The sequence below is a fragment of the Fodinibius salsisoli genome (assembly GCF_026229185.1).
Taxonomy (GTDB): domain Bacteria; phylum Bacteroidota; class Rhodothermia; order Balneolales; family Balneolaceae; genus Fodinibius; species Fodinibius salsisoli.
Genome location: NZ_JAGGJA010000006.1, coordinates 264,230 through 288,621 on the forward strand (window position 1 = coordinate 264,230; position 24,392 = coordinate 288,621).

21 protein-coding genes are annotated in these 24,392 nt (G+C 45.2%); 8 read left to right on the forward strand and 13 right to left on the reverse strand.

Annotated features, from left to right (window positions below):
* Nucleotides 1–84: 84 nt before the first annotated feature.
* From J6I44_RS10975 to J6I44_RS11010, 8 genes are all read right to left on the reverse strand, one after another.
* Entirely contained in the window at nucleotides 85–1,869 is a 1,785-nt protein-coding gene (locus tag J6I44_RS10975) for an ABC transporter ATP-binding protein (protein ID WP_265766164.1), read from the reverse strand.
* Nucleotides 1,870–1,882: 13 nt separating this feature from the next.
* Complete coding sequence (gene rnz, locus J6I44_RS10980) at nucleotides 1,883–3,130, reverse strand: ribonuclease Z (RefSeq protein ID WP_265766165.1); 1,248 nt, start codon at nucleotides 3,128–3,130, stop codon at nucleotides 1,883–1,885.
* A gap of 76 nt (nucleotides 3,131–3,206) precedes the next feature.
* The gene (locus J6I44_RS10985) at nucleotides 3,207–5,009 is read right to left on the reverse strand and encodes an ABC transporter ATP-binding protein (RefSeq protein WP_265766166.1); all 1,803 of its coding nucleotides are present in this window, start codon (nucleotides 5,007–5,009) and stop codon (nucleotides 3,207–3,209) included.
* A 28-nt stretch (nucleotides 5,010–5,037) separates the two neighbouring features.
* Nucleotides 5,038–6,075: an NAD(P)/FAD-dependent oxidoreductase gene (locus J6I44_RS10990; protein WP_265766167.1), complete on the reverse strand. Its 1,038-nt coding sequence runs from the start codon at nucleotides 6,073–6,075 to the stop codon at nucleotides 5,038–5,040.
* A 196-nt stretch (nucleotides 6,076–6,271) separates the two neighbouring features.
* A complete protein-coding gene (locus tag J6I44_RS10995) occupies nucleotides 6,272–7,636 on the reverse strand; it encodes an acyclic terpene utilization AtuA family protein (protein WP_265766168.1) in 1,365 nt (454 codons plus the stop codon).
* A gap of 351 nt (nucleotides 7,637–7,987) precedes the next feature.
* Nucleotides 7,988–8,650, reverse strand: coding sequence for a response regulator transcription factor (locus tag J6I44_RS11000; RefSeq protein ID WP_265766169.1), 663 nt, complete (start codon nucleotides 8,648–8,650; stop codon nucleotides 7,988–7,990).
* 808 nt (nucleotides 8,651–9,458) lie between these two features.
* On the reverse strand, nucleotides 9,459–12,401 hold the full coding sequence (locus J6I44_RS20870) for a sensor histidine kinase (RefSeq protein ID WP_265766170.1): 2,943 nt from the start codon (nucleotides 12,399–12,401) through the stop codon (nucleotides 9,459–9,461).
* A gap of 45 nt (nucleotides 12,402–12,446) precedes the next feature.
* Nucleotides 12,447–12,800 carry a hypothetical protein gene (locus J6I44_RS11010; RefSeq protein WP_265766171.1) on the reverse strand — a complete coding sequence of 118 codons (354 nt, stop codon included), beginning with the start codon at nucleotides 12,798–12,800 and terminating at the stop codon, nucleotides 12,447–12,449.
* Between the two features lie 225 nt (nucleotides 12,801–13,025).
* Between J6I44_RS11010 and J6I44_RS11015 the strand changes: the two genes are divergently transcribed.
* Both J6I44_RS11015 and J6I44_RS11020 read left to right on the forward strand, forming a co-directional pair.
* The gene (locus J6I44_RS11015) at nucleotides 13,026–14,438 is read left to right on the forward strand and encodes a phytoene desaturase family protein (RefSeq protein WP_265766172.1); all 1,413 of its coding nucleotides are present in this window, start codon (nucleotides 13,026–13,028) and stop codon (nucleotides 14,436–14,438) included.
* Nucleotides 14,439–14,522: 84 nt separating this feature from the next.
* Nucleotides 14,523–14,900, forward strand: coding sequence for a four helix bundle protein (locus tag J6I44_RS11020; RefSeq protein ID WP_265766173.1), 378 nt, complete (start codon nucleotides 14,523–14,525; stop codon nucleotides 14,898–14,900).
* Nucleotides 14,901–14,958: 58 nt separating this feature from the next.
* Here J6I44_RS11020 and nfi read toward each other — a convergent pair whose 3' ends face one another.
* On the reverse strand, nucleotides 14,959–15,654 hold the full coding sequence (gene nfi / locus J6I44_RS11025; RefSeq protein ID WP_265766174.1) for a deoxyribonuclease V: 696 nt from the start codon (nucleotides 15,652–15,654) through the stop codon (nucleotides 14,959–14,961).
* Between the two features lie 183 nt (nucleotides 15,655–15,837).
* On the opposite strand from nfi, the gene J6I44_RS11030 reads away from it, so the two are divergent.
* Together J6I44_RS11030 and J6I44_RS11035 are read left to right on the forward strand one after the other, a co-directional pair.
* A complete protein-coding gene (locus tag J6I44_RS11030; RefSeq protein ID WP_265766175.1) occupies nucleotides 15,838–17,262 on the forward strand; it encodes a pyridoxal phosphate-dependent decarboxylase family protein in 1,425 nt (474 codons plus the stop codon).
* 49 nt (nucleotides 17,263–17,311) lie between these two features.
* Nucleotides 17,312–18,016, forward strand: coding sequence for an SDR family oxidoreductase (locus J6I44_RS11035; RefSeq protein WP_265766176.1), 705 nt, complete (start codon nucleotides 17,312–17,314; stop codon nucleotides 18,014–18,016).
* A 182-nt stretch (nucleotides 18,017–18,198) separates the two neighbouring features.
* Here the strand turns inward: J6I44_RS11035 and J6I44_RS11040 are convergent, their stop codons facing one another.
* Nucleotides 18,199–18,540, reverse strand: a complete 342-nt coding sequence (locus tag J6I44_RS11040) for a gamma-butyrobetaine hydroxylase-like domain-containing protein (protein WP_265766177.1) — start codon at nucleotides 18,538–18,540, stop codon at nucleotides 18,199–18,201.
* A 233-nt stretch (nucleotides 18,541–18,773) separates the two neighbouring features.
* Between J6I44_RS11040 and J6I44_RS11045 the strand changes: the two genes are divergently transcribed.
* The gene (locus J6I44_RS11045; RefSeq protein WP_265766178.1) at nucleotides 18,774–19,478 is read left to right on the forward strand and encodes a DUF5673 domain-containing protein; all 705 of its coding nucleotides are present in this window, start codon (nucleotides 18,774–18,776) and stop codon (nucleotides 19,476–19,478) included.
* 105 nt (nucleotides 19,479–19,583) lie between these two features.
* Here J6I44_RS11045 and J6I44_RS11050 read toward each other — a convergent pair whose 3' ends face one another.
* The gene (locus tag J6I44_RS11050; RefSeq protein WP_265766179.1) at nucleotides 19,584–20,003 is read right to left on the reverse strand and encodes a CoA-binding protein; all 420 of its coding nucleotides are present in this window, start codon (nucleotides 20,001–20,003) and stop codon (nucleotides 19,584–19,586) included.
* Between the two features lie 126 nt (nucleotides 20,004–20,129).
* Complete coding sequence (locus J6I44_RS11055) at nucleotides 20,130–20,834, reverse strand: 3-keto-disaccharide hydrolase (protein WP_265766181.1); 705 nt, start codon at nucleotides 20,832–20,834, stop codon at nucleotides 20,130–20,132.
* 286 nt (nucleotides 20,835–21,120) lie between these two features.
* On the opposite strand from J6I44_RS11055, the gene J6I44_RS11060 reads away from it, so the two are divergent.
* Both J6I44_RS11060 and J6I44_RS11065 read left to right on the forward strand, forming a co-directional pair.
* A complete protein-coding gene (locus tag J6I44_RS11060; protein WP_265766182.1) occupies nucleotides 21,121–22,218 on the forward strand; it encodes a DUF2914 domain-containing protein in 1,098 nt (365 codons plus the stop codon).
* 75 nt (nucleotides 22,219–22,293) lie between these two features.
* The gene (locus tag J6I44_RS11065) at nucleotides 22,294–22,731 is read left to right on the forward strand and encodes an FKBP-type peptidyl-prolyl cis-trans isomerase (RefSeq protein ID WP_286670520.1); all 438 of its coding nucleotides are present in this window, start codon (nucleotides 22,294–22,296) and stop codon (nucleotides 22,729–22,731) included.
* 239 nt (nucleotides 22,732–22,970) lie between these two features.
* Here the strand turns inward: J6I44_RS11065 and J6I44_RS11070 are convergent, their stop codons facing one another.
* A complete protein-coding gene (locus tag J6I44_RS11070) occupies nucleotides 22,971–23,597 on the reverse strand; it encodes an O-methyltransferase (RefSeq protein ID WP_265766184.1) in 627 nt (208 codons plus the stop codon).
* Nucleotides 23,598–23,667: 70 nt separating this feature from the next.
* Here J6I44_RS11070 and J6I44_RS11075 point away from each other — a divergent pair, with 70 nt between their 5' ends.
* On the forward strand, nucleotides 23,668–24,330 hold the full coding sequence (locus tag J6I44_RS11075) for a lysophospholipid acyltransferase family protein (protein WP_265766185.1): 663 nt from the start codon (nucleotides 23,668–23,670) through the stop codon (nucleotides 24,328–24,330).
* The last annotated feature ends 62 nt before the right edge of the window (nucleotides 24,331–24,392 follow it).

Below are 24,392 nucleotides of genomic sequence, written 5' to 3' on the forward strand. Positions count from 1 at the left end.
AAGAATTCCCCTGGGTTGGATAGATAAAACAAAACCCTGAAAGGGTCTAGGTTGAGTAACTAACTATCTGGAGCTGTTGGCTTTTTAGACCGACTTCGAGGCGGGCATTGCCTCATCTTTGTACTGCAGTTCATAGAGCTTCCGATAGATGCCTTCGTCTTTTTGGAGCAGCTCTCCGTGGGTGCCCCGTTCACGAATCTCGCCCTTATGCATGACCAGGATTTGATCGGCCTCATGGATGGTCGACAGCCGGTGCGCAATCACGATTGACGTTCGGTCTTCCATCAGCTTATCACAGACTCTATTCACAATTTCTTCGGTCTCGGAGTCCACGCTGGAGGTCGCCTCGTCCAGTACCAGGATATTGGGATCATACACCATGGCCCGGATGAAGCAGATCAGCTGACGCTGTCCCATGGAGAGGGAATCCCCGCGCTCTCGCAGCTTGTAGTTAAACCCACCGGGTAACTTGTTGATAAAACGGTCGGCCTCCACCTGACGCGCGGTCTCAATGACTTTATCCTCGGAAATATCCGGGTTGCCCAGCGTAATATTCTCCATGATGGTGCCCGAAAAGAGCGCATTATCCTGCAGGACGAGTGCAAAATTAGATCGCAGTTCCTGCAGCGTCAAATCCTTAATATCGACCCCATCTAAGGAAATTTTACCCTTGTTGATATCATAGAACCGCATCAACAGGTTAATAATGGTCGATTTACCGGCCCCCGTAGCTCCCACAATAGCCACCGTTTCTCCGGATTCTGCTTCGAAGGAGACATCTTTCAAAACCGTTTCTTCTTCATTATAACCGAACCATACATCTTCGAACTGTATACGTCCCTGTGGATTTTCCACATGCTTTGGGTTTTCCGGGTCGGCGACCTCATTGTTGGTATCCAGCACATCAAAAATACGTTCTGACGAAGCCAGAGCCGACTGGAGGGTATTGAATTTTTCGGACAGTCCACGGATAGGCCGGAAGAAATCGCGAACATACTGAACAAAAGCCAGCAGTATACCGAAGGTTACCTGATCCATAAGAGCACGCCCCCCACCATACCAGATAACCAGGGCCATAGCCAGGCTGGCAATAATTTCTATGGCCGGCCAGAAGATGGCAAAGTAGAAAATAGTATCCAGGTAGGCTCCTTTGTAACTGCTGTTGATGTTTTGGAACTTTTGTCGCTGCCGGTCTTCCTTGTTAAACAGCTGTACGATAGCCATCCCGCTAATATGCTCCTGCACAAACGAATTGAGGCGGGATATCTGATCACGGACGTTCAGAAAGGAGACGCGCACCTTGGCCTTGAACAGGAAGGTGGCATAAAACAGCAGGGGCAGCACCGAAACGGCTACCAACGTAAGCTCCCAGCTCATGCTAAACATGAAGTAGAGGATGAAAATAATCCGGAACATGTCTCCGATAATATTAACCACTCCATCACTCAGCAGGTCGCTAAGCGCTTCGATATCACTGGTATTTCGTGTTATCAGGCGTCCCAGTGGATTCTTATCAAAAAACTGGACGTGCAGAGACTGTATTTTTTTGAATACAGCTGTACGCAAATTGTAGAGCGTCCCCTGGCCAAACCAGCGGGTTAGGTAGGTATTGACTACCAGCAAAAAGAATTCACCAACTAAGGCCCCGATCAGCAGTAGAACAATCCACAAAAGACCTTCAAAATCGTTGTTGCGGATATATTCGTCAACTGCGACCTGGGTAAGTTTAGGCCGGATGGTACCAAGGAAAGAGGCACTGAGCGTAAGTACAATGCCCAGTACGACATACCAACGGTACGGTTTGATAAATTGATAAAGCCGCCGAAGCAGGTGCGAATCGACGGCTTTTTCATTTTGAGTATTACTCACGCTCTGTTATGGTTTAGAATCGGTCAAAATCGTCGAAAGGAGTACGGGGCGTTATTTGCTTAGGCTTTCGCTCGTTGCTGTTATCTCCTCCGCCATTATCATTATTATTGTTATTGGATCTTCGGGATCGACTGCTTCCGCTCTTACGGCTGCTACTACTCCTGCTTCGACGGCTCTTTTGGCTGGGAGAGTTTTTCCGTTTTCTCATACGGCGCTTCTTCTTCCCTTTACTGCGTTTCGTACGCTTCGACCGCTTCTTCTTACTCCTTTTGTTATCATCCTTCTTATTACCTTGGTTAATCTCTTTTATATAAACCTTCGGCTGGATGATACCTTTTTCATGGGCCGGATCTGTAAAGATAGGTCGTAATTCAGTTGCAACCCAAGTTGGGAAGAAATCATCGCGCGCTTCACGTAACAATACGTATTCATTCGTATAACGAGCAGAAAAATGCGTGATAACCAACAGTTTGGTCTTGGCCTCATTGGCAACACGCGCTGCATCTTTGGCAGTAGAATGTCCGGTTTCTTCAGCCTTATCAGAAAGGCTATCACTGAAGGTGGCCTCATGGATTAACACATTGGTGTTTTTAGCCAACTTCACGGAATTGGGGCAATATTTTGTGTCGGTGATGTAGGCAAAACTATCTCCTGGTCGCGGATGTCCTACGATATCAGCCGACTTAACAACCGTGCCGTCCTCCAGTTCCACATCTTTTCCGGCTTTAAGATCTTTGTACTGCCAGTCTTCGCTGATTCCTTGTTCCTGGGCTTTTTCAGCATCCACTTTACCGGGACGATCTTTCTCCTGGAGGCGATATCCGATACAGAATTTTGAGTGATTCAGGGGGCGTGCTTCTATGTAATACTCTTCTTCATCCACAACCCGCTCTTCTTCAAAATCTTCGGAGAGTTCAACAAATTCAATCTCATAGTTCAAATCAATATTGGAAAACTCAAAGTTCCATTCTATAAACTCACTCAATCCTTCCGGACCAACCAGCGTTATTTTTCGATCCCGCCGCTGTAACTGTAGCGTTGAAAGCAGCCCGATTAAACCTGAATAGTGGTCTGTGTCGAAGTGTGAAATAAAAATGTGATCAATTTGAGAACGTTTTAACCCGCCTTGAAGCATTCGCATTTGGGCATTTTCTCCACAATCGAATAAGAAAACGCTTCCATCTCTCCACACGGCTACTGATGATAGATGACGTGTTGCTGTGGGTGTTGCTGAGGCAACCCCTAAAGGTACGATAATCATAATTTGTCTCCTGTGTTTTCGAATCGTGTTGCGATCAAACAACCGATCTTATTAGTTATATATTATTATTTGATTTTTAGATTTCCGCCAACTCTTCTTCTATGAGTTGTTTATTATACATGACCGAATAGCGGCCGTTTTGTTCCAATAACTCATTATGAGTTCCCTCTTCTACAACCGATCCGTCTTCGAGGTAAAATATAATATCCGCATCTTTTATGGTGGATATTCGATGACTGATCATTAGGGTTGTCCTTCCTTGTAACTCCTGTCGGAGATGTTGTAGAATAGATTCTTCTGTTTTAGTATCGACCGCACTCAATGAGTCGTCTAATATAATAATTTTAGGATCGCGAATCAGGGCCCGGGCGATGGCCGTTCGTTGCTTTTGCCCGCCGGAAAGTGTAATGCCCCGCTCGCCTAAAATAGTCTCAAATTTCTTTTCAAAGTCTAAAATATTATCTCTAACCTGTGCCTTTTCCGCGGCTTCTTCAATTTCCTGCTGATTAGCTTCATCTGTTCCCAAAGCAATGTTTTCTCCAATCGTATCGGAAAACAAAAATGTATCTTGAGGTACAAGACCTATATTCTGTCTTAATAATTCCAAGGGAATTGATTTAATATTCGTTCCATCTATCAATATTTCTCCCTCTGTTACATCAAAAAGCCGCGGAATGAGTTCTACAAGTGTTGTTTTGCCACTACCGGTGCGCCCGACAATAGCCGCATTCTGCCCGGCCTCAATTTTTAAACTTATATCCTTCAGGGCATATTCCCCGGCATCTGGATATTTATAAGATACATTATTGAACTCAATAGTTCCTTTAATATTATCGATGGAATGATCGGTCTCTGATTTATCAGCTATCTTTATCTCTTCTGTTAATATTTCGTCAATACGGCTCCAGGAAGCCATAGACTGTTGAAACCGATTAACGGTATACCCCAGCGAAGCTACCGGCCAGGTCAAATAGGCCACATAAATAATGTACTCCATAATATTTCCCACCGTCAGTGTGCCTTCAATAACCAGCTGCCCGGCCTTCCAGACAACGATAACAATGGAAAGTCCAATAAGTAAATTAAGGGTGGGATGAAAAAGAGATTCGACCAAGTCTAACCGCAGTTTCTTCTTGCGATAGATTTCACTTTCCCGGTTAAAACGTTGCTGCTCATATCCTTCGCGGTTATAGGCTTTGATAAGCCTGATGCTCGAAAAAGATTCCTTGGCCCGGCCGGCAATGGTTGAATATTGCTCCTGGATAATCCGTGAATAATCGTTGATGTATCCGCTTACCCAATAAGCAAATGCCGAAAGAAACGGCAGTGGAAGAAGTGCCCAGAGCGTCAATTCCGGACTAACAATAATCATCATCGTGATGATAAAACCCGCTCGTGTAAGCGTATTGATCGTGTACATATAGGCGGGGCCAAAATACTCACGCACCTTGGAAACATCTTCAGTAGCCCGCACATAAACCTCACCGGATTCATAGCTGCTGTAAAATCGCTGTGGAAGCTTGAGCAGCTTATCGAAGATATCGTTGCGCAGGTCGAATTCTATTTTACGAGACGCTACAATAAGCGTCTGCCGTGTAGCAAAGAGCAAGACCCCCGATAGGATCACGGCCCCAACCAAAAGCAGGGCGTTTTTCGCCAACAGCCAGCTTACCTCACTACTAAAAAGTACATTTATAATATTACCAAGACTTTCCACAGACCTTTGGGCACTAATCTGCTCAACCTGATCGACGGTACGCCGCAGGTAAACTGGGATCCACACCAAAAAGAAGTTGGATGCTGTCAAAAACAGCGAACCCAATATGATGGTCCCTTTATACTTTTTAAAATAGCTATTTAACTTTCGCAGCGAACCCAATGGTCTCGTCTTTATTGCTTAGCAGAATTTATACAGTCGTAACGTTGCTATATTTATTGATCCAATATTCAGCCAGATTATAACCTGACAAATAGGCGTTTTCGAGTGATCGTCCTCCAAAGTAGTCTCCTATTAACGCAAGCGGAGCGTCAATCATTTCCAACTCCATAAAATATTCGTCAATGGGGTTTCGCACCTGAAAGAAATTCCAGCGGTGCAATTTTGTTGCTCCCGGCTGAAATACCCATGGACCAAGAATATCAGAGGCTTGTTCCAGCAACTTCCTGGTTACCTCTTCATCGCTTGTTTTGGCATGTTCATTGAAAAAACGATCGGTAGAGTGAAAAACCAAGCCTGTTTTATCGGTTATCCCTCTCTTGGATGATTCATTTCCAATCCACTTGATTGCTTGCTCTTCACACTTGATGCCCTTCCAGTCCGGGGACTCGCGATCATATGTTGCCGCCAGGGAAATGGTATCGTCATAAAATACTTCATCAATGACGCGGATAATCTTTCGGGCTGCGGTCTCATCCTGCGCCGTCTGCAAAACTCCATAAGCCTCCGGGGCCGGGGCTGCGATAATAACGGCATCACATTCAAACACATTTACATCCGTAAGATTGATCATCCAGGATCGTTTTTTTCCGCGATCGGGTCCAATATAGGTGAGACCACCTGCTGTTTCCTGGGACTTTATATCCACCCAGCGGCTCAGGTAATCGGCAATGGATTGTATGCCGCCGGTTACAGCATATTTGGTGAGCGGAGACGCATTGGGGTCTTCCTTAAGCATCTCCTCTCCATCAAATAATTGAAAATCTTCAGCCCATTCAATGATTTCTTCTTTCTCACCAAGCTCCTTAATAAACTCCTGGAAAGTATTTGTCTGGGCTGTTAAATGCGAGGCCCCGTAATCCAGCGTCACTCCATCCAGCTCTGTCGATGCCAGCTTACCTCCCAATGAGTGATTGCGCTCGATAATCGTAACATCATGACCCGCTTTAGCCAGCCGAGTACCTGCAATTAATCCTGAAAAACTTGCCCCAATAATTCCTATAACCATTTCTGCTGTGGTGATATATTGAATCGTTAACTATTTGCTGCTAAAATCCGAAATTTTCTACCAAAATTCTAAGATCAATTCTATTTTTTACGATTCCTAATGTTTCGTTAAAAAGAAAGCCTTCTTCAACCACCCTTCAACTTGTTATTGTTGACAAAATCCTCAGGTAACAAGTCACTTTAGCCAATTCTAAGAGCTAATTAAAGATCTGCAGGCGGGGTGATACGGCCCCCTTATCCAGTAAGGCCGGCCAGTAGGCTACAACCTCACTTGCTTTGGGACGCCCGCCGGCATATCCCGTTACGCCGCTGGGCCCTGTCAGTATGAGCGGTACAATTTCTTTACCGAATCGATTCAACGTTTCTTTATCCTTTCCTGCTACCGATACCCGCATCTGTATTTCGTCGTACTCTTCTTCAGGCATCTTGCCTGCCATAGGCTGTTCGTTGCATCCGTTAATTCCGACGTATTCAACTCGAAAACGATCGAAGGTTAAACCAAGTGCTTTCGCTCTTTTTTTAAGGATTTCGCCTCCCTTTTGTGCCTTTTCCAAAGCATCGGGCCAGGAATAAACCAAACTTGAAGTCAACTTATAACCGTCATTATAGCTTGCTGATATTTTATAACTATCGGTGGGTGGATGACCTTTAATACCGGACAGACGAACCCTGTTTTCTCCTTCTTGCTCAATATTAATCGAGGTAAAATCGGCAATAACATCAGGGGTTAGGTACCGCGCTGGATCCTGTATTTCGTACACCAGCTGTTCCTTTACCGTCATCTCGTTGACCAGCCCACCGGTACCCTCATGTTTGGTAACCACGAAAGAGCCATCCGGGGAAGCTTCGATAATAGGAAATCCAATATCCACCAAATCATCCACATTCTGCCAGTCAGTAAAATTTCCACCGGATACCTGGGCGCCACACTCAATAGCATGTCCTGCTACAATACCGGCCGCCATTTTATCGAAGTCATCGAAAGCCCATCCAAATTCGTGGGCCATAGGTGCCAGGATCAGGCCTGCATCGATTACCCGACCGGTGATAATAATATCGGCTCCCTTCTCAAGAGCTTCTACGATAGGCGGACATCCGAAATATACATTGGCGCTGGTTAATTTATCCTGGACCGTAGTTATGGGGTTGCCCGTATCAATATTTTTCAAAAGGTGGCCCTCTTCAACCAGACGATCAATGTCGTTGATGATGTTATCACCATCAACGACTGCTACTTTAATATCTTTATGCCCTTGGTTTTCAATGGCCTGCAAGATTTTATTTTTGCAAGCAATTGGATTCATTCCCCCTGCATTAGAAATAATTTTGATGCCATCACGAGCTACATCAGGAAGGACTTCGGTCACTACATCCACAAAATCGCGGGCGTAACCGTAATCAGGATTCCGTCTTTTTTGTTTTTGCATTATGGACATGGTCACTTCGGCCAGGTAGTCCATCACCAGGTAATCAATAGGTCCACGACGTACTTGCTCGATTGGAGCTGTCGGTAAGTCTCCCCAAAACCCCTGACCAGATGCTATTCGGATCGTGTTGTTCACATCATCTTTTTTGATTTGGAATAATTTCTAAGATAAGGAGATCAGTTACACTAACAAAAATTAGAAAAGCTTGCCCAATGCGGATAGAAAAATTGTACCCCCTGGCCTTCATATAACAAGAGCCCCGACATCTCATTATATCGGGGCTCCATCAGGTGTCTCTCTTATATTAATGCTCAGAGTAGGTCTCTCTATTATATGGATACTCAATTCTTCATCAACTCATTGTCTCTGGCATCAATTTATATACCAGACCTCTTAATATCACCGCATAAGTATGTAGAGTATGAGAGTAATTGAGCGGAAGAGAGGCAAAGCATGTAGTCAAATACTACATACGATAATCTTGAGCTACGAATCGGGATGAATCAGTCGCCGAGAGATACCTTTGGAGACGGCTTCAGAGCGAGTATTGACCTGTAATTTGCGATAAATATTTCGGATATGATACCGCACGCCATCAACGGAAAGATATACGACCTCACCAATAGCGGCATAGGATTTCCCTTTGGCCAGCTCCTCTAAAATTTCCAACTCACGCTCTTTAAGCTGCTCAACATCTTCTTCTTCAGTTGGCTGATGAAATGTTGTAATAACTTTACGGGCGATATTCGGAGTCATGGGCGAGCCCCCGGCTTCGGCATCCCGGATAGCCTGCTTCAAATCTTCGGGAGAAACTTTCTTCATCAGGTAGCCCACCGCGCCGGCGCAGAGCGCGTCGAACACATTTTTGTCATCATCAAAGACCGTGGCCATAATGACCGGCAAGTCGGGGTGCTCTTTTTGCAAATACTTGACACCTTCGATACCCGACATGCCCGGGAGCTCAATATCCATGAGTACGATATTGGCTTTGGCTATGACCTCAGAATCAAAGGCTTCCTCGCACGATTCAAAAGAATCCAGCACTACGAAGTCGGGCTCAAAGTCTAAAATAGTAGACCAGCCCTCCCGCATATAGCGGTTATCTTCGACGATAACAATCTTGATAAGTTCATTTACTGTATTTTGCATAGATATTAATATACAAAACTCAAGGTGGCTTACCACTACATGACTATGTAGTCTTGCTATATAGCGTTCATAACAACATATACCTGCCTGTAACCAGTCCCCCCCTCGCTCTGGATGACCTTCCCTACCTCTTCCAATCTCGGGGCCAGAGGGGAAAAACTATTTATCCTTTTTTTATTTCTATTCAAAGGGACAAGACCCGCCGGAAGAATTTCTGTCTGACGAGGGGAGCTGCCTACAAACCGTCATCAGCGGCAGTGAAGGCTGTCAGCCCCAAGGAGTTAAATTCTTCTTGGCTTTTTACGAGCCTTTTGTAGCCTGTCTAACCATCGGCGGACCAAGACAAAAGGCGAAAAGGAACCTATTACTCTATTTCTAACTAATGCCATACTCTTATTACTATTTTTCAGTGATGAAAAAAGTAATCAAAAAAATTACCATCCTCATGGAATTCTGGCGGGCCACTGCGTGACATTCCACGAGGCAGGAGTTAGTCTCTTTTCCAAGCCTCAATTATAAACAGGTTAAGATGTCACTCCGAGCGCAGCGAGGAGTCTCAAGTGATAACACGGCTTATTTTCTGAACTGCTTCCACTCATCGGATGAGTGAAAATGTCCCACCCAGAAGATAAGATTCTATTACTCATCCGATGAGTAAATCCTGTCTGATGCCTTGCAAGACGAAGCAAGCTAAATAATTTTCCGAGACACCAATGGAAGCCGATGCCTCCCCTAACAGAGAATTCGGAACAGGATGACAAAGCCTGGCCCGATCATTTTCGGGGATGGGGCTGTTTTGCAAAGGTCATTATAAATCGAGCGTCATTTCCCACCTTGTGCCCAAGGAAGCATTGCTTTGAAGCTCTATTTCAGCACCAATTTTCTGAGCACGGTGACGGATATTTTTCACGCCGTGCCCGTCCTTATGTACTTTGCTATCTTTCATGCCGACGCCGTTATCGGCTACAATCAGCGTCAGGGCGCCTTCCTCCATACCAAACCGGATATCCACATGGGTAGCCTCCGAATGCCGCGCCGCATTGACCACCATCTCTTTAAAAATGAGCCACAAGTGCTGGCGCAGTTCCAGGTCCAGTGAACGGTTGATATCCGTATCGATATCCAACTCATAATTGATACCTTTGCTTTCCAGCAGGTCGGATGCAAACCGGCGACATTTGGAAAGCAGGTCCACCCAGTCGTCTTTTTCAGGATCAATGGACCAGATGATATCCGTAATCTTTTCTTTGGCTTCCCCGGCACTTTCGGAAATAAGTCCCACAAAACGATCCGCTTGCTCCTGTTCGGGAACCTGGCGGATGGCCTGTGCAAAATAGGTGATCGAACTCAGGGTCGCACTCACTTCATCATGCAGGTCGCTGGCAATACGGTTGCGAATGCGCTGCTCGCGCAGAATGCGGTTAATCCGGATGCGGTGGATGCTATACAAAACGCCGCCAATGAACAACAGATACAACGCATACGCCCACCACGTACGATACCACGGCGGAAAGACCCTGAACGAAAAGGTATCGGCTTTGCTGAGGGTACCGTACACATCCCGGGCGCGGACGTGAAAGGTATAGTTGCCTTCCGGAATATTGGTATAATCTTTCTGCACCTCGGAGGTCCAGTTGCTCCACCCTTCTTCAAATCCTTCGAGCCACACCTGGTAGCGTGTTTCGGAGGGCGCTTTGTACTGCGCCGCCGCATACTGGAACCGCAGCTCGTTATCCTCATATTCCAGCTCGTAGCCCTTGTTTTTGAGATCAGCATTAATCAACGAATCGCCGCGCACAAATACGCCACGGACATGCGTTTTGAACGGCTCCGGGGGATTCCCCTGCAGGTAGGGATCTTTGGAGGGGGCATACTGGATAATCCCTTCCCCGGTAGCCATCCAGACCAAGCCACTTTCATGGGCATAGATGCGATTCACCTGGTTGGCATCGATGCGTTTAAGGGCTCCTTCGACAAAACGGTACCCCTCTTTCTTGTTGAGCAACACCTGGTGCTCGAGGTCTGATCGCACCCAGATATTGCCCTTGGGATCCTCTTCCATGAGGAATACCTGGCGCTCGGGATCCGCCATCTCTTCCCCGAACCGCTGGTCGCGAACCAGCGAATCGCCAGCCGTATCATGGCGGAACAAGCCTGCCGAACTGCCAATTATAGCTTCCCCGGAAATATTGAACACCCGCAAGCTTCGATTGTCCTGATCATGCGGAACCTCATAATGATGCAGGTGGTTTTCAAAATTCTTCAACGAATCAAAAAGAGTGCCGTCAATTCGGAAAACGCCGCTTTGGATGGTACCAATCCAAACATCACCATTCTCCTCTTCAACCAAAGATGATATTTCGTACCCAAACTCTTCATCAGAAAAGACTGGTTTATGGCTTGCGTCAAAGACCTGAAATCGGCTCCGGCCTAATACTAAATAGTATTTTTCATTATACTGATATCCATGTACATACTGTACACTCGAACTCTCAAATAGCTTTACAGCTTTCCCTTTACTAATCTGATACAATTTATTATCACAATTGACCAGCAGTTTATCTCCGTATTGCGTAATGCTGTTACACCGTATAGATTGATCAAAGAGAGGTTCAAATTGTGTATTTGGGCTGCCACTCCCTTTTTCCTGCTTAATATTTAAACGAAAAAAACCTTCGTTGGTAGCCGCATATAGATCATCACTGAGAACAGCTACATCAATTACCGTGCCCGGCAAACCACTCCGTTCATCAAGATAGGAAATGGGGTTCATGGGTTCTATTACACTCAGGCCGTTCCCCAGGGCCGCCCAAACATTGTTGGCCTGATCCAAGAAAAGAGAGTGCACCTGATCGCTGTGCAGTCCGCTCTGGCTATCTATTGTTCGGAGCAGTTGCCCAGCTCGATCAACCTGGACAATCCCCCCATTTAGCGTTCCAAAAAGGTAGGTATCATCGGGCAACTGGAGACCGGTATAGACCTTATTGCTCACCAGAAAGTCATCCACCGGCGATTTCAAAGGAATTAAATGGGTGCCATCAAAAACTGACAAGCCCTCAGTGCGATCTGCAACCAGCCAGCGATCATCGCCATAGGGTAGTATGGCGTTGACATCGCGGTCGATGAATTGACTGCTATTGGGCACAAATTCCAAGCTGCTATCTTCTACGGTATATAGCCCTTCCCCAATATCAGATAGTATTATTTCGTCTCTTACTTTAAAACTTCTGCGAATTAAATTTTCGGGTTGATAAATGTTAATACTATCATTTTTCAGCCGAAATAATGCCTCTCGTTGCCTAAAATAAACAGCTTTATCTAAAGAGAAAGTGTTCCAAATGTTTGACAACTTGGGACTAGAATCCGGAATATTAGGTGCCAAAGAATGGTATTTTAAGGCAATAGAAGTATCAGCAGGCGGGTTTTCCAAATAACCCAATGAGCCAATCCCAGCAACATATATCGTAGTGTTACTGCCTTTTGTAATGGACAAGGCTCTTTTATTTTCGACTTGGATCGCTTGCCACCGCACCCCGTCATATTCCAGCACCTCCCCTACATTAGCAATATAGATAAGCCCACTGGTATCTTGGGCGATGTCCCAATTTTGAATATAGCTGTCATATTCCTGATCGGAAAAACTCTGTATAGGCGGATAGGAATAGGTCTGAATGTTCTCACTTTGGCCAAACATAGCATAACTATGAAGCAATAATAAAAATACTCCTATCCCTATTTTTTGTACATCCACCTTCTTTCTTTTAGGTATTTTTTACAACTACTAATCAATCTTCAGTTAATAGTCCTCATCATCTTCAGGATCAACAAGCTCAACATCTTCATCTTTGCCCTCAAAGCCCCACTCTTCATTCAACGCACAAATAATCAGATGGTAGCTATAGATATCATGCTCGGACTCGCTCTGGATGGTACTGGCCGAAAGCACCTGGATGTGGTTGCGGAAAATGGTTTCTATATCTTTGCTCTTGGGCGTCTTAAAATCCAGTCGCACATGGCCCAAATCTTTTTCAGGGATAACCGCCCCTCCGTGAGACTTCAGTTCTTTAAACGGCTTCTGGCTGCCTTCTTTTTTTACCAGCCGATATTTTACTTCAAAACCAAGATCATTTTTAATTGTTCGTTCTGACATACTGAATCCTATACTTATTAATTAAGTTAGAAATGCTAATTTTATAAAAGCCAACTGGCATACATTTAAGCATTTTTTAAATAATAATCCAATTTCTAACCAACTTAATTTCATACACTTACCGTAGAAAATGCACCTCAAGATAGCAAGCAAACAAATAGGCATTCCTTTCAGGAACTATTATATTTCACCTCGTTAATAATATAAATTTGAGCATGCTATAATATGTCTGATGCCATTATTATCGGTTCGGGTCCCAACGGACTGGCGGCAGCTATCTGCCTGGCCCAACAGGGAGTTTCAGTTACAGTGTATGAAAAAGCAGAAACTGTAGGGGGCGGCACGCGTACCCAGGAGTTAACGCTGCCCGGCTTCCGGCATGATGTCTGCTCAGCTATTCATCCCCTGGCCAAAGCCTCACCTTTTTTGCAGAGCCTGCCGTTAGAAGACTATGGACTGGAATGGATACAGCCGGATATTCCCGTCGCACATCCGTTAAAAGGTCAGCAGGGCGGTGCACTGTTTCACTCGCTGGATGAAACGGTAGCCCGTCTGGGAAGAGACGGAAATACCTATCGAAAACTGGTGGAACCTTTTATTGATTCCTGGGAAGAACTGCTGCCTGATATCCTGGCCCCCTTTTCACCCATTCCCTCGAACCCTATTTTGATGGCCCGCTTTGGTTTTCGGGGACTTCGATCTGCCCGTGGACTGGCTAAACGCTTTGAAACGCCCCGGGCCCGGGCCCTTTTTGCGGGACTTGCCGGCCATGGCATCCTTCCCTTTAACAAAACCGCAACTGCCGCTATTGGAATGGTCCTGGGGATTGCTGCTCACACGGTGGGATGGCCATACCCAAAGGGAGGATCTCATAGCATCACCCAAGCGATGGCAGCCTATCTTGAGTCATTGGGCGGAACCATAAAGACGAATGTCGAGATCACTTCGCTGGATGACTTTCCTGAAGAGCAGGTGATTCTTTTTAATACCACACCCCGGCAGATCCTGGATATCGCCGGACCTTCGCTTCCCTCTTCCTATGCCCAGAAACTCCAAAAGTTTAAATACGGATGCGGCGTCTTCAAACTGGATTTAGCCCTCAGTAGCCCCATCCCATGGGAAGATGACTTATGCCGCCAAGCAGGCACCGTTCACTTAGGTGGTACTTTTGAAGAAATTGCTCTATCAGAAAAAGATGCAGCCAACGGCAACCATTCAGAGAAACCCTACGTGCTGGTAGCACAACAAAGCCTGTTTGATGAACAACGCGCCCCCGATGGCAAACACACCTGCTGGACCTACTGCCATGTGCCTAATGGCTCCACCCAGGATATGACCGAACCAATCCTCAACCAAATCGAACGCTTTGCACCGGGCTTCCGGGATTGTATTATCGGTCAGCATGCGATGAATACCCAAGCCATCCAAGCCTACAATCCCAATTATATCGGAGGTGATATCAATGGAGGCATGCAGGATATCACACAGCTTTTCACACGTCCCGCAGGACTTTTTGATCCCTACCACATTCCCAAAACCAGGTATTATATTTGTTCATCCTCGACCCCTCCCGGCGGTGGCGTGCACGGCATGTGCGGTTTTCACGCGGCCGAATCTGCTTTGCGACAGGAGTTTTAGGCAGTGGGCGGTTTGTGGGGGGGGGGCAGCAGGTGGCAGGACTTGATTTTGTATCCTTACTTAAAATCTAAAATAACATTCATTATGAGAGAAGGATTTAAAGACCTAAAGGTTTATAAATTAGCTTATCAGTGTGCTAATGAGATTTTCGAAATAACAAAGAATTTTCCCAAAGCAGAGAGATATGCTCTAACGGATCAAATTCGCAGATCTTCCAGAAGTATTTGTGCAAATATTGCTGAAGGATATCGAAAACGAATTTATCCAAATCATTTTAGGTCTAAAATTTCTGATGCAGATGCTGAATGCTCAGAGACCCTTGTCTGGCTGGACTTTTCTAAAGATTGTAGATATATACCTAAAGAGAAACATGAAGAGCTGTTAAATAGATATCAACAAATTGGTAAAATGCTGGGAATAATGATTCAAAATCCAAAGAAATTTTTACCAAAAGGTCACTAAACCATTAGTAAGGCGAGAATCATATTCTGCCACCTGCCGACCGCTCACTGCCAACCACCTACTGCTCAACATATCCTTCTTCTGCCTCTCCCCTCCGCAACCTATTCGCCCATTTATGCGCTAAGCGGGTCGTGCGCGGCAGTTTATATTTTGTCAACGTTTTCATGGCAATCTTATAGGTATCGTCAAAAGAGACCTTGTGTCCCGGGGATATATAAACGGGATTAACGTTCGTCCGGCTACGCAGAGTGAGGCCGACCTGCTCATCTCCATCCATAAGAGCAACAGAAGCCCCTTTTTTAGCCGCAAGCTCATCGTGAGATCCGGTTAATATGTTTTTGGCACAGCCCATGGTAGGCCAGTCTATCTCGATTCCAAAATGCGTGGCAATGCCCATACGGCGGGGATGCGCCAATCCATGGCCATCCATAATAAGCACATCTGGTTTTAACTGGAGCTGCTGCCAAGCCTTCCAAAGCACCGGTAATTCCCGGAACGCCAGCAGGCCCGGGATGTAGGGAAAAGGCGTTTCCTCGGACACCAGCGAATGCGCCACCGGCTGGAGGTCCGGCAAGCGAAGTACAATGATGGCTGCATGCATCATATCCGAACCGCGATTAAAAGAGATATCCGCGCCGGCCACATATTCGGGATCACCATCAAATGGTTCCAGCGAAATCTTTTGCCGCAATTGCTGTTGGACCTTCTTTGCTTCGACAGGTTTTATGGTCTTATAATACTCAAGTGGATTCATTGGAAATTCTGTGATTCAATTCGGATTATCCGGTACGATTTTCTTATATAGGACTTTTAATACTGCGCCCTCCGATCGCTAATTTTGTGATCAGACGGTTGTGGCACCCATCGGACGGCAAAACCAGCCGCCTGATGGATCTTCTATATAGCTTCTTAAAATATAAAAGTGAAACCAAATACGATGGATCATACCAAATTTCGCGAACATGCCCATAAGCTGGTCGACTGGATGGCAGATTATTTAGATCAGGCTGAAGATTATCCGGTTACGCCCGATGTTGAACCCGGTGATATTCTACAGCAACTGCCCGATTCTGCTCCCGAGCAGTCCGAAGATTTTGAAACTATATTTGATGATTTTCAAGATATCATTATGCCCGGCATGACCCACTGGGAAAGTCCCAATTTTATGGGCTATTTCCCGGCCAATAAAAGTTGTCCTTCAGTGCTGGCCGAGATGCTCACCGCCACGCTGGGTGCACAGTGCATGAGCTGGCTAACCTCCCCGGCGGCCACCGAACTGGAAGAGCAAGTTATGGAATGGCTGCGAAAACTTCTGGACCTGCCGGCATCGTTTACCGGGGTTATCCAAAGCACGGCTTCTACCTCTACCCTCTGCGCCCTGCTGATGGCCCGTGAGCAGGCTTCCGACTTCCGCATCAATGATGAAGGCTTTCAGGGAGATGAACATATGCGGATTTACTGCTCATCAGAAACGCACTCTTCCATCGAAAAGGATGTCAAAATTGCCGGCTTTGGCAAGCATAATCTTCGCAAAATACCGGTGGATAAAACTTTTGGGTTGAAGCCCCAAGCCCTGGAGGAAGCCATCCGGGAAGATCTCGAAAATGGCCTCCAGCCCACAGCTGTTATCGCTACTATTGGTACCACGGGCTCCACGGCCATCGATCCCCTTGAGACGATAGGCGACATCTGTGCCCGCTACGATGTGTTCTTACATGTGGATGCAGCCTTTGCGGGCACGGCCCTATTGGTGCCCGAGATGCGATGGATTGCCAACGGCATGGAACAGGCCGACTCCTTCGTCTTCAATCCCCATAAATGGATGTTCACCAATTTTGACTGCTCCGCTTTCTACGTGCAAGATGAAGAATTGCTGATTCGTACCTTTGCCATCCTTCCGGAGTACCTGAAAACGCCAGAAGACCAGCGCGTCAAAAATTATCGGGACTGGGGCATTCCGCTGGGACGTCGATTCCGTGCACTTAAACTGTGGTTTGTGATGCGCAGCTTTGGGGCCGAAGGGCTTCGAAAAAAAATCCGCCAACATATCGAACTGGCCCAAGGTCTGACAACCCAAATACAGGAGCATCCGGATTTTGAACTTTTGGCTCCGGTACCCCTTAACACGATCTGCTTTCGTTTCCATCCCGCTCACATTTCCGATGAAGCCAAGCTCGACGAGATCAATGAACAGCTGCTTACCCGTATCCAACAGAGCGGAAAACTATTTCTGACTCACACCAAGCTCAACGATCGATATACCATTCGAATCGTCATTGGTAATACGAACGTAGAAAAACGCCATGTTGATAATGCCTGGTCACTTATTCAATCATTTTCATCGAAACTTATTGGAGGATAAATGACTTACATTATGTAAATGACTTCAAGATGAACAAATGATATAAATTATGGAATTATCGAATGTAAATGCACTCATCACCGGCGGAAGTTCAGGCATTGGCAAAGCAACGGCCAAGTCGATTATTGACGCTGGCGGGCAAGCGGTTATTGCCGCCCGAAGCAAAGATACACTGGAAGAAGTGGCCTCAGAGATTGGTGCCACGGCCCTCCCCTGCGATGTAACCAGTGAAAGCGAGGTCATCAGTCTGGTTGACCAGACAATCCAGGAACTCGACGATTACAACGTGCTCATCAATAATGCGGGCTACGGCGAGTTTTCGAGGCTGGTTAATTTATCCGCCACTGACTTCGAACGGCAGCTAAAAACCAACACCATTGGTGCCATGATGGTGGCCCGGGAGTCTGCCAAGCATTTTATTAAGAACGATTACGGCAACATTATCAACGTTTCTTCTACAGCTGGCAAAAAAGGTTTTGAAGGCGGCACCGCTTATGTAGCCAGTAAATTTGCCCTGGGAGGGATGACGGAGTGCTGGCGGTCGGAACTGCGTCCCCACAACATTCGGGTGATGCAAATAAACCCCAGCGAGGTGCAAACAAAATTTTCCAAAAATGCCGGGCAGGGATCGCGCCCCTTTAACGAAACCAAACTTGTGGCCGGGGATATTGCCGAAACGATTTGTAGTATGCTCTCACTTCCCGACCGTGGATTTATCCCGGAAACCAGTGTCTGGGCTACCAACCCGAGGTAATGATAGGCTTTAAAGACTTGTCAAAGCTTGTTCTATAGTTGAACATAACTTAAGGTAAGGGTATAAAAGGGGAAATAAGTGAACTCTCTTTATACCCTTATTCCCCTATTCCCAACTGGTATGAGTTTGAAAATCAGACCAGTCTTACGTACCAGTTTTAGCTACTCTTGCCCAATCCTGCGTTATTCCTGTTCGGGGTAACACTCTTTACACGGGCACATATCGCGCAGGGTTTGCCACTGATACATGCCGTTGTTATGCCCATCATTCCAAAAGATTTTAATGGCGTGGTTCCCAATCTGTTGGATGTTTTTAACTTCAAATTTTTGGGGCGGATCCACAAAGAAAAGCCCCCTGTCAAAGGTATTCATCTGTCCGTGCCCGCCCCGGCAAACCACACATGGACAATTTTTGCGAAGTCCAAACAGCGCATATTCCGAATGATGTCCGTCGGACCAATCGATTGTTAACACTCCATCACTATTAGAAACCTCAATACCCGTCGGGCGCAAATCCTGATCCATAAATCTGTTAATATTTATTTTGATCTCATATATTATTCAACAGTTGGCTTTGCAAAACCGGGCTTGTCATCCTGAATTCAGTTCAGGATCTTTCTTAAAAGGCTACCAGAGACATATGAGATTCTGAAACAAAGCCTGCCCCGACCTATTCGGGGTTCAGAATGACAAGATTGTGTGGTTTTGCAAATCGTCCTCAACAATAACGATGTATTCAAAATACAAAAAATGTAGCCATGTATCTGTTAATTATCCTGTTTTTAGTGGTTTTTGCCCTGGCCTTTTGGCCTGGTTACAAACGTATGTTACGATTACAGCATTTAAGCCGACAGAGGGTCATCTATGGATTTTTAGCAGCTATGATAATCCTGACATTGATGACCATAGCTCATCGGCTGGGATATTTCCCTCAGGATATTGCTGCTCGTTTTACAATGGGGTTGTATATGATTGTAGCAGGCTTTTTCTTTGGTTTTTCAATTAAACAGTTTATCCTGAAGCGTAAAGCCGGGGCCATAGAATATGCCTATCGATCGTTTTGGACCGAAGCTATTCCCAACCTGATTAGCATTTTACTCTTTGCGTTTGGATTGTATCGTATAGAACTGTTGACGATGGGACCTTTTACCGGCATTGGTATCACATCGGGCTTATCGCTCATTGCTTTTGGTTTCCTGGGATTGACGATACGGATTGTGCCCGAATTTCGACGCAAGGGGGTTTTGGTATTGGATCAGTTTGTGCCCTGGAAAGAAATCATTGCCTATCGCTGGCATCGCGAGGATGCGCTCCAAATTGATTATTTAAATGCCAATGAAGAACTCACTGACTTTATAACAGCTATTCCCGCAGAAGATCATCTCATCATCGAGCGACTGCTGGCAAAAAGGATCAAAGAGCACGAAGAAGAACGCAAAGAAATACTTGAAAAGAGGGGTTAATCGAAAAGTAGCTAGTAGTTACTCGTTATTGCAAAAATACCGTCTTTACCCATATCGTATGCTATATTTTTAGAACCCTGATAACTATTAACAAATAACCAAAAACTACATCAGCCGTTCATGCTGAACCATCATACATTCATTCTTGATGTATGGAAATCCTGCTTCTTCGGCCAATGTCTCCGCTTCTTCGGATGAAACATCAAGTTGTGTCCATATAACCGGCTTTTGATCAGTCCTTGACGACCAGTCAATAATTTGTTGCACCATTTCTGCGGTATACCTGGAATCTCTGAAGATATCAACGATATCCACAGGGTATTTATCAGGTATATCAGCCACAGAGGGATAACATTGCTCCCCCAGCACTTCTTCGTAATTGGGATTAACCGGAATTATCCGGTAACCATTTTCCTTCAAATAACTTGCAATATGATAACTGGCTCGGTATTTATTCGCTGAACATCCAATAATGGCAATACAGCGTGCGTTGGAAAAAATATCTGAAAGGTTCGGTACTTCCATATCCTAAATTCAATTAAATACAAATGTTGGGATAAACGCTTAACTCTACTTGGTCTCAAAAAATATATGCTTCCATTATTGCATTCTTCTCTAGGTTACAACATATAATTAACTTGAGCAATTCCTCTATTTACTCAGGGCTGTAATGGGCGTAAGTTCTACTTTCCTGAATTCGACTTCAGCGCCCTCTGCCTGTAAAGCGATATGGCCACTGCTGGCGGTTGCTTCCCGTCCATGGTTAACCAAATCACCATTTACCCAAACTTTTACGGTACCATCCAGACACTCTATGGTCATCGTATTCCATTGCCCGAGGGGCTTTTCCGATCCATCCGTCAAATTTAAAATACGACGCTTCTTGCCTTCAGTAATGCCCCATTCCTCCCGGGGTCCTCGTCGCTCTTCCATATTCGGTACGTTGATATCTTCCACAATGCACCAGAAATCACCGGCATTTTTGTGCATCATCTGCACCTCAATTGACTTTGGAAACATATCATACAAAGCCCGCGGCGTCGAGGCATGCACCAACACTCCACAGTTACCCGGTTCACCGGGAAAACGGTATTCTACTTCCAGCCGATAATCCTGGTATTCTTCATCCGTAATCAGATGACCACCGGGTTCTCCCAAACTGACGAGATAATCATCTCGCACAATAAAAGGACTCTGTAACGTTGAATCTTCATCCATAGCGGGAATATCCATATGCCAACCCTCCAAATTTATACCATTAAAAAGAGGTTGAGGATGAGATTGTGACTGTGATAAACAAGGGAAAATACCAATGCAAAACAGATACGTAATAAGGCTTAGTGTATTCCTGATCATACTTTATCAAACTGACTTGTTATTATCTTTTATCTTTTCCCCTTATTGGTGGTTGGTATTTCTCCAACTTCTATTTTCTATTATAGTAAAATCAACCTATTGTGCCAATTCCAAATATTGAAAATTTACTGGTTTGGCTTATTTTGGATTTCATGTTTGCCAGCAATAATAATATCAAATTTGTTGTTAAAGATTCTGGGTACGGTCGGTATCAACTATTGCCAATGTTAACCAAAAAATAAAATACTAACGTTGATGGCTATCCAAATAAATATCCTGTAGGCAGATGGTATCGAGCATTAAATCCTTTTTAAATCGTCATAAAAGGTATGCTCCCGTCATATTTTTCATCGGGGGGTTTACCTGGGACAGCCTCACTCTTGGTCGCATTGATGGATGGTACAGTAATACGGTACTGTTTACTTACCTTGGGTGCCTGACGGTCTGCCTCTATATTTTTAATTTAGCGGATGACAATTATTGGGAAGACACCTTCCTGAAAGAGTATGAGGATTACGCTCCCCTGGCAATCCAATTCTTCCTGGGCGGCCTCTCCAGTGCGTATGTTATTTTCTTTTTCCAGAGTGTGAGCCTCACCAAAACAGCCGTCTTTTTCCTTATCCTGGTCGCCCTCCTTATTTCCAATGAGTTTCTGAAACACCGGATCTCCAACAAATACCTACAGTTTGGAGCCTATTTTTTTGTAACCTTTACCTTCTTCACTTTCTTTGTGCCTATTGTCGCAGGAATGATGAATACCACCATTTTTATTATATCCGGACTACTGGGGCTGGGCTGTACGATGATCCTTATTTTCTATCTCTACTTCAAAAGTCCCTCCACGCGCGCCGAGATAACAGGCTGGAAAATCAGTATTCTCATTATTGGCATTTACCTGTTTATCAACGGCTGTTATTACTTCAACCTGATTCCCCCGGTCCCCATGTCCCTGGAAACCGGCACCGTAGCTTATCATGTGGAAAAGTCTGACAGTACGTTCAACGTTACCTATGAAAAGCCGCATGGGTTCAGCCGTTTATGGAAACCTCATGATCATACCTTTAACTACAGCCGTGGAGATTCGATTTTCATCTACACCTCCATCTTTGCACCCACCGATTTGCAAAAGTCGATTAACCACACCTGGCAGTGGTACGATTCCTCCTCTGGAAGCTGGCAGACCAGTGATGTGATAGCATATGAAATTGTAGGCGGACGACGCGGCGGTTACCGTGGATTTACCTATAAAACCAATGCCACGCCCGGAAAATGGCGGGTAAATGTGACCACTTCAGAAGGATTAGTATTAGGTGAATTAAACTTTAAGATTGTGGCAGACAGTAGCTTTGACCGGTCGCAACTTATCACCAAGCAATTTAATTGAGGATTAGGGTCTCAATTCTCCTTAAAAACTGTTATATTCCTCTACATTTTAAGAACAAGAAAAACCGATAGTATTTTGTCAAAAGTAAAAGACGGTGACACCGTAAAAGTTCATTACACTGGAAAATTAACTGATGATGGAACTGTTTTTGACAGTTCTCAAGAACGTGAACCGATTGAGTTCACGCTGGGTGAAGGACAATTGATCCCCGGCTTTGAAAAAGCAGTAATTGGCTTGGAAGAAGGCGACAGCACAACGGTAGAAATCGATTCTGAAGATGCCTATGGAGAACGTCGCGAAGATCTCGAGCTTGAAGTAGCTAAAGACGATCTGCCTGACAATGTAGATCCACAGGTAGGCATGCAGCTTCAAATGCAACAGCAAGAAAACGGACGTGCTATTCCCGTTCAAATTACCGCTGTTGAAGATGATTTTGTACAGCTCGATGCCAACCATCCGTTGGCCGGCAAAGACTTAACCTTCGACATTGAGCTGATTGAGCTCAAAGGCTAAGCTTCTTTAAATTGTTTTTATGAAGGCCCGTTTCTAATAAGAAGCGGGCCTTTTTTATATTACATTATCTTGACCAGATGTAATGTAAAAAAGGGGAAACGCCTCCGCCACTCCAATCACATGACTATCTTATGAATGAGCTTGTTAAGAGTCGATTTTCACAATCGAATTCTTAAGATATCTTTTTCAGTAAATATGACTTTGGAAATAGACTCTTCTGTCTTAAAAGACTAACTTTGCTATCTCTTCCGCACGACCGTCAGCCCATCTCGCACGGGTAGCAGCACCTGCTCCACGCTCTCATCCTTGGCTATCTGTTTATTAAGCTGATCAATAGCTTTGGCTTTGTCTGATTCAGGGTTTACCGCCTCCCCGCCCCAAAGCACATTATCCACAGCCAGGATACCTCCTTTTTTCAGACGAGGCAGCAATAGTTCATAATAGTTGGGATAGTTTATCTTATCGGCATCCAGGAAAATAAGATCAAAGGTGCCGGAAATGTCCGGGATCGTCTCCAGGGCTTTGCCCATCACCAGGTTAATTTTGGAACCATGCTCACTTTTTTCAAAAAACGTGCGTGCTATAGACTCGTACCGCTTGTTATATTCGCAGGTAAACAGCACCCCCTCTTTGGGAAGCGCCTCTGCCATTGTCAGGGCCGAATAGCCCGTAAAGGTCCCCACTTCCAGCACACGACGCGCATTCGATATCTTTACCAGGAAGGCCAGCAATCGTCCCACCAGACGACCACTCAGCATATCGATGTGTTCCAGATCTTCATCGGAGGCTTTTATCAGTTCCCGGATAAGCTCTGAATCATCCGTAGTGTGGGCCGCAGCATATGCTTCAATATCATTCACAATCATCAAAAAAGTTTGGTTCGTATTTGATACCTTAAGATATTCAGCTGACGAATCTTCAACAAATTTAATACTCTTGGCTTTTATTCCTGCGGACGAATCGCCCTGGTTTATAAAATGCTTCAGGATATATACCTGGCTTCTTTTTAAACGACGATTCAGCAATGTTTGGTTAATACAGGATTATCATCCGGAACGGACTTCTCGGACAATCTATTACCTAAACCACCACTCTTGGTGGGATGGACTTATCCCTTTCCTGCTCAACGAGTTTCGATTCCACCAACAGGCTCGTGCTATGATGGAAGACAAACAGATGCAAAGGTATCCGTTCTTCCGAAAGATCGGCGCCTTTTCTATCAGTCGGGAAGATCCTAAAAGTAGTATTCGTTCATTGCGGTATGCCGTAAAATCATTGCTGCGCCCAAGTGCCAGCCTGTATATCTACCCGGAGGGGAAAATTACACCGCCGGGATCCAATCTAATATTTAAAAATGGACTCAGCTGGTTAGGCAAACAAGTTTCTGACATCGATATTGTACCCATTGGTATTTATATGCATACCATTCGGTCCGATAAACCCGAGCTGCACCTCTCCGTTGGATCGCCGGTCCCTGTAGAACCAAAGCTTTCAAACGAAGAACGGAGTCGACTGTTTGAACAGAAACTGGAAGCCATCCTTTCTGATCTCCAACAGACGGCCGGCTTTGATGACGCGGGCTTTGAGAGGTTTATTTAAGCGTTTATGCTAAGAGTTATTTCACAGAGAACCACGAAGTTTTCTCTTTAAAATCATACGGG

Bases quoted from the DNA above. Each gene is read 5' to 3' on its own strand.
- rnz (WP_265766165.1), bottom strand. From the start codon at position 3,130: ATGATTATCGTACCTTTAGGGGTTGCCTCAGCAACACCCACAGCAACA.
- J6I44_RS10990 (WP_265766167.1), bottom strand. From the start codon at position 6,075: ATGGTTATAGGAATTATTGGGGCAAGTTTTTCAGGATTAATTGCAGGT.
- J6I44_RS11000 (WP_265766169.1), bottom strand. From the start codon at position 8,650: ATGCAAAATACAGTAAATGAACTTATCAAGATTGTTATCGTCGAAGAT.
- J6I44_RS11010 (WP_265766171.1), bottom strand. From the start codon at position 12,800: ATGTCAGAACGAACAATTAAAAATGATCTTGGTTTTGAAGTAAAATAT.
- J6I44_RS11015 (WP_265766172.1), top strand. From the start codon at position 13,026: ATGTCTGATGCCATTATTATCGGTTCGGGTCCCAACGGACTGGCGGCA.
- J6I44_RS11020 (WP_265766173.1), top strand. From the start codon at position 14,523: ATGAGAGAAGGATTTAAAGACCTAAAGGTTTATAAATTAGCTTATCAG.
- nfi (WP_265766174.1), bottom strand. From the start codon at position 15,654: ATGAATCCACTTGAGTATTATAAGACCATAAAACCTGTCGAAGCAAAG.
- J6I44_RS11030 (WP_265766175.1), top strand. From the start codon at position 15,838: ATGGATCATACCAAATTTCGCGAACATGCCCATAAGCTGGTCGACTGG.
- J6I44_RS11035 (WP_265766176.1), top strand. From the start codon at position 17,312: ATGGAATTATCGAATGTAAATGCACTCATCACCGGCGGAAGTTCAGGC.
- J6I44_RS11040 (WP_265766177.1), bottom strand. From the start codon at position 18,540: ATGGATCAGGATTTGCGCCCGACGGGTATTGAGGTTTCTAATAGTGAT.
- J6I44_RS11045 (WP_265766178.1), top strand. From the start codon at position 18,774: ATGTATCTGTTAATTATCCTGTTTTTAGTGGTTTTTGCCCTGGCCTTT.
- J6I44_RS11050 (WP_265766179.1), bottom strand. From the start codon at position 20,003: ATGGAAGTACCGAACCTTTCAGATATTTTTTCCAACGCACGCTGTATT.
- J6I44_RS11055 (WP_265766181.1), bottom strand. From the start codon at position 20,834: ATGATCAGGAATACACTAAGCCTTATTACGTATCTGTTTTGCATTGGT.
- J6I44_RS11060 (WP_265766182.1), top strand. From the start codon at position 21,121: ATGGTATCGAGCATTAAATCCTTTTTAAATCGTCATAAAAGGTATGCT.
- J6I44_RS11070 (WP_265766184.1), bottom strand. From the start codon at position 23,597: ATGATTGTGAATGATATTGAAGCATATGCTGCGGCCCACACTACGGAT.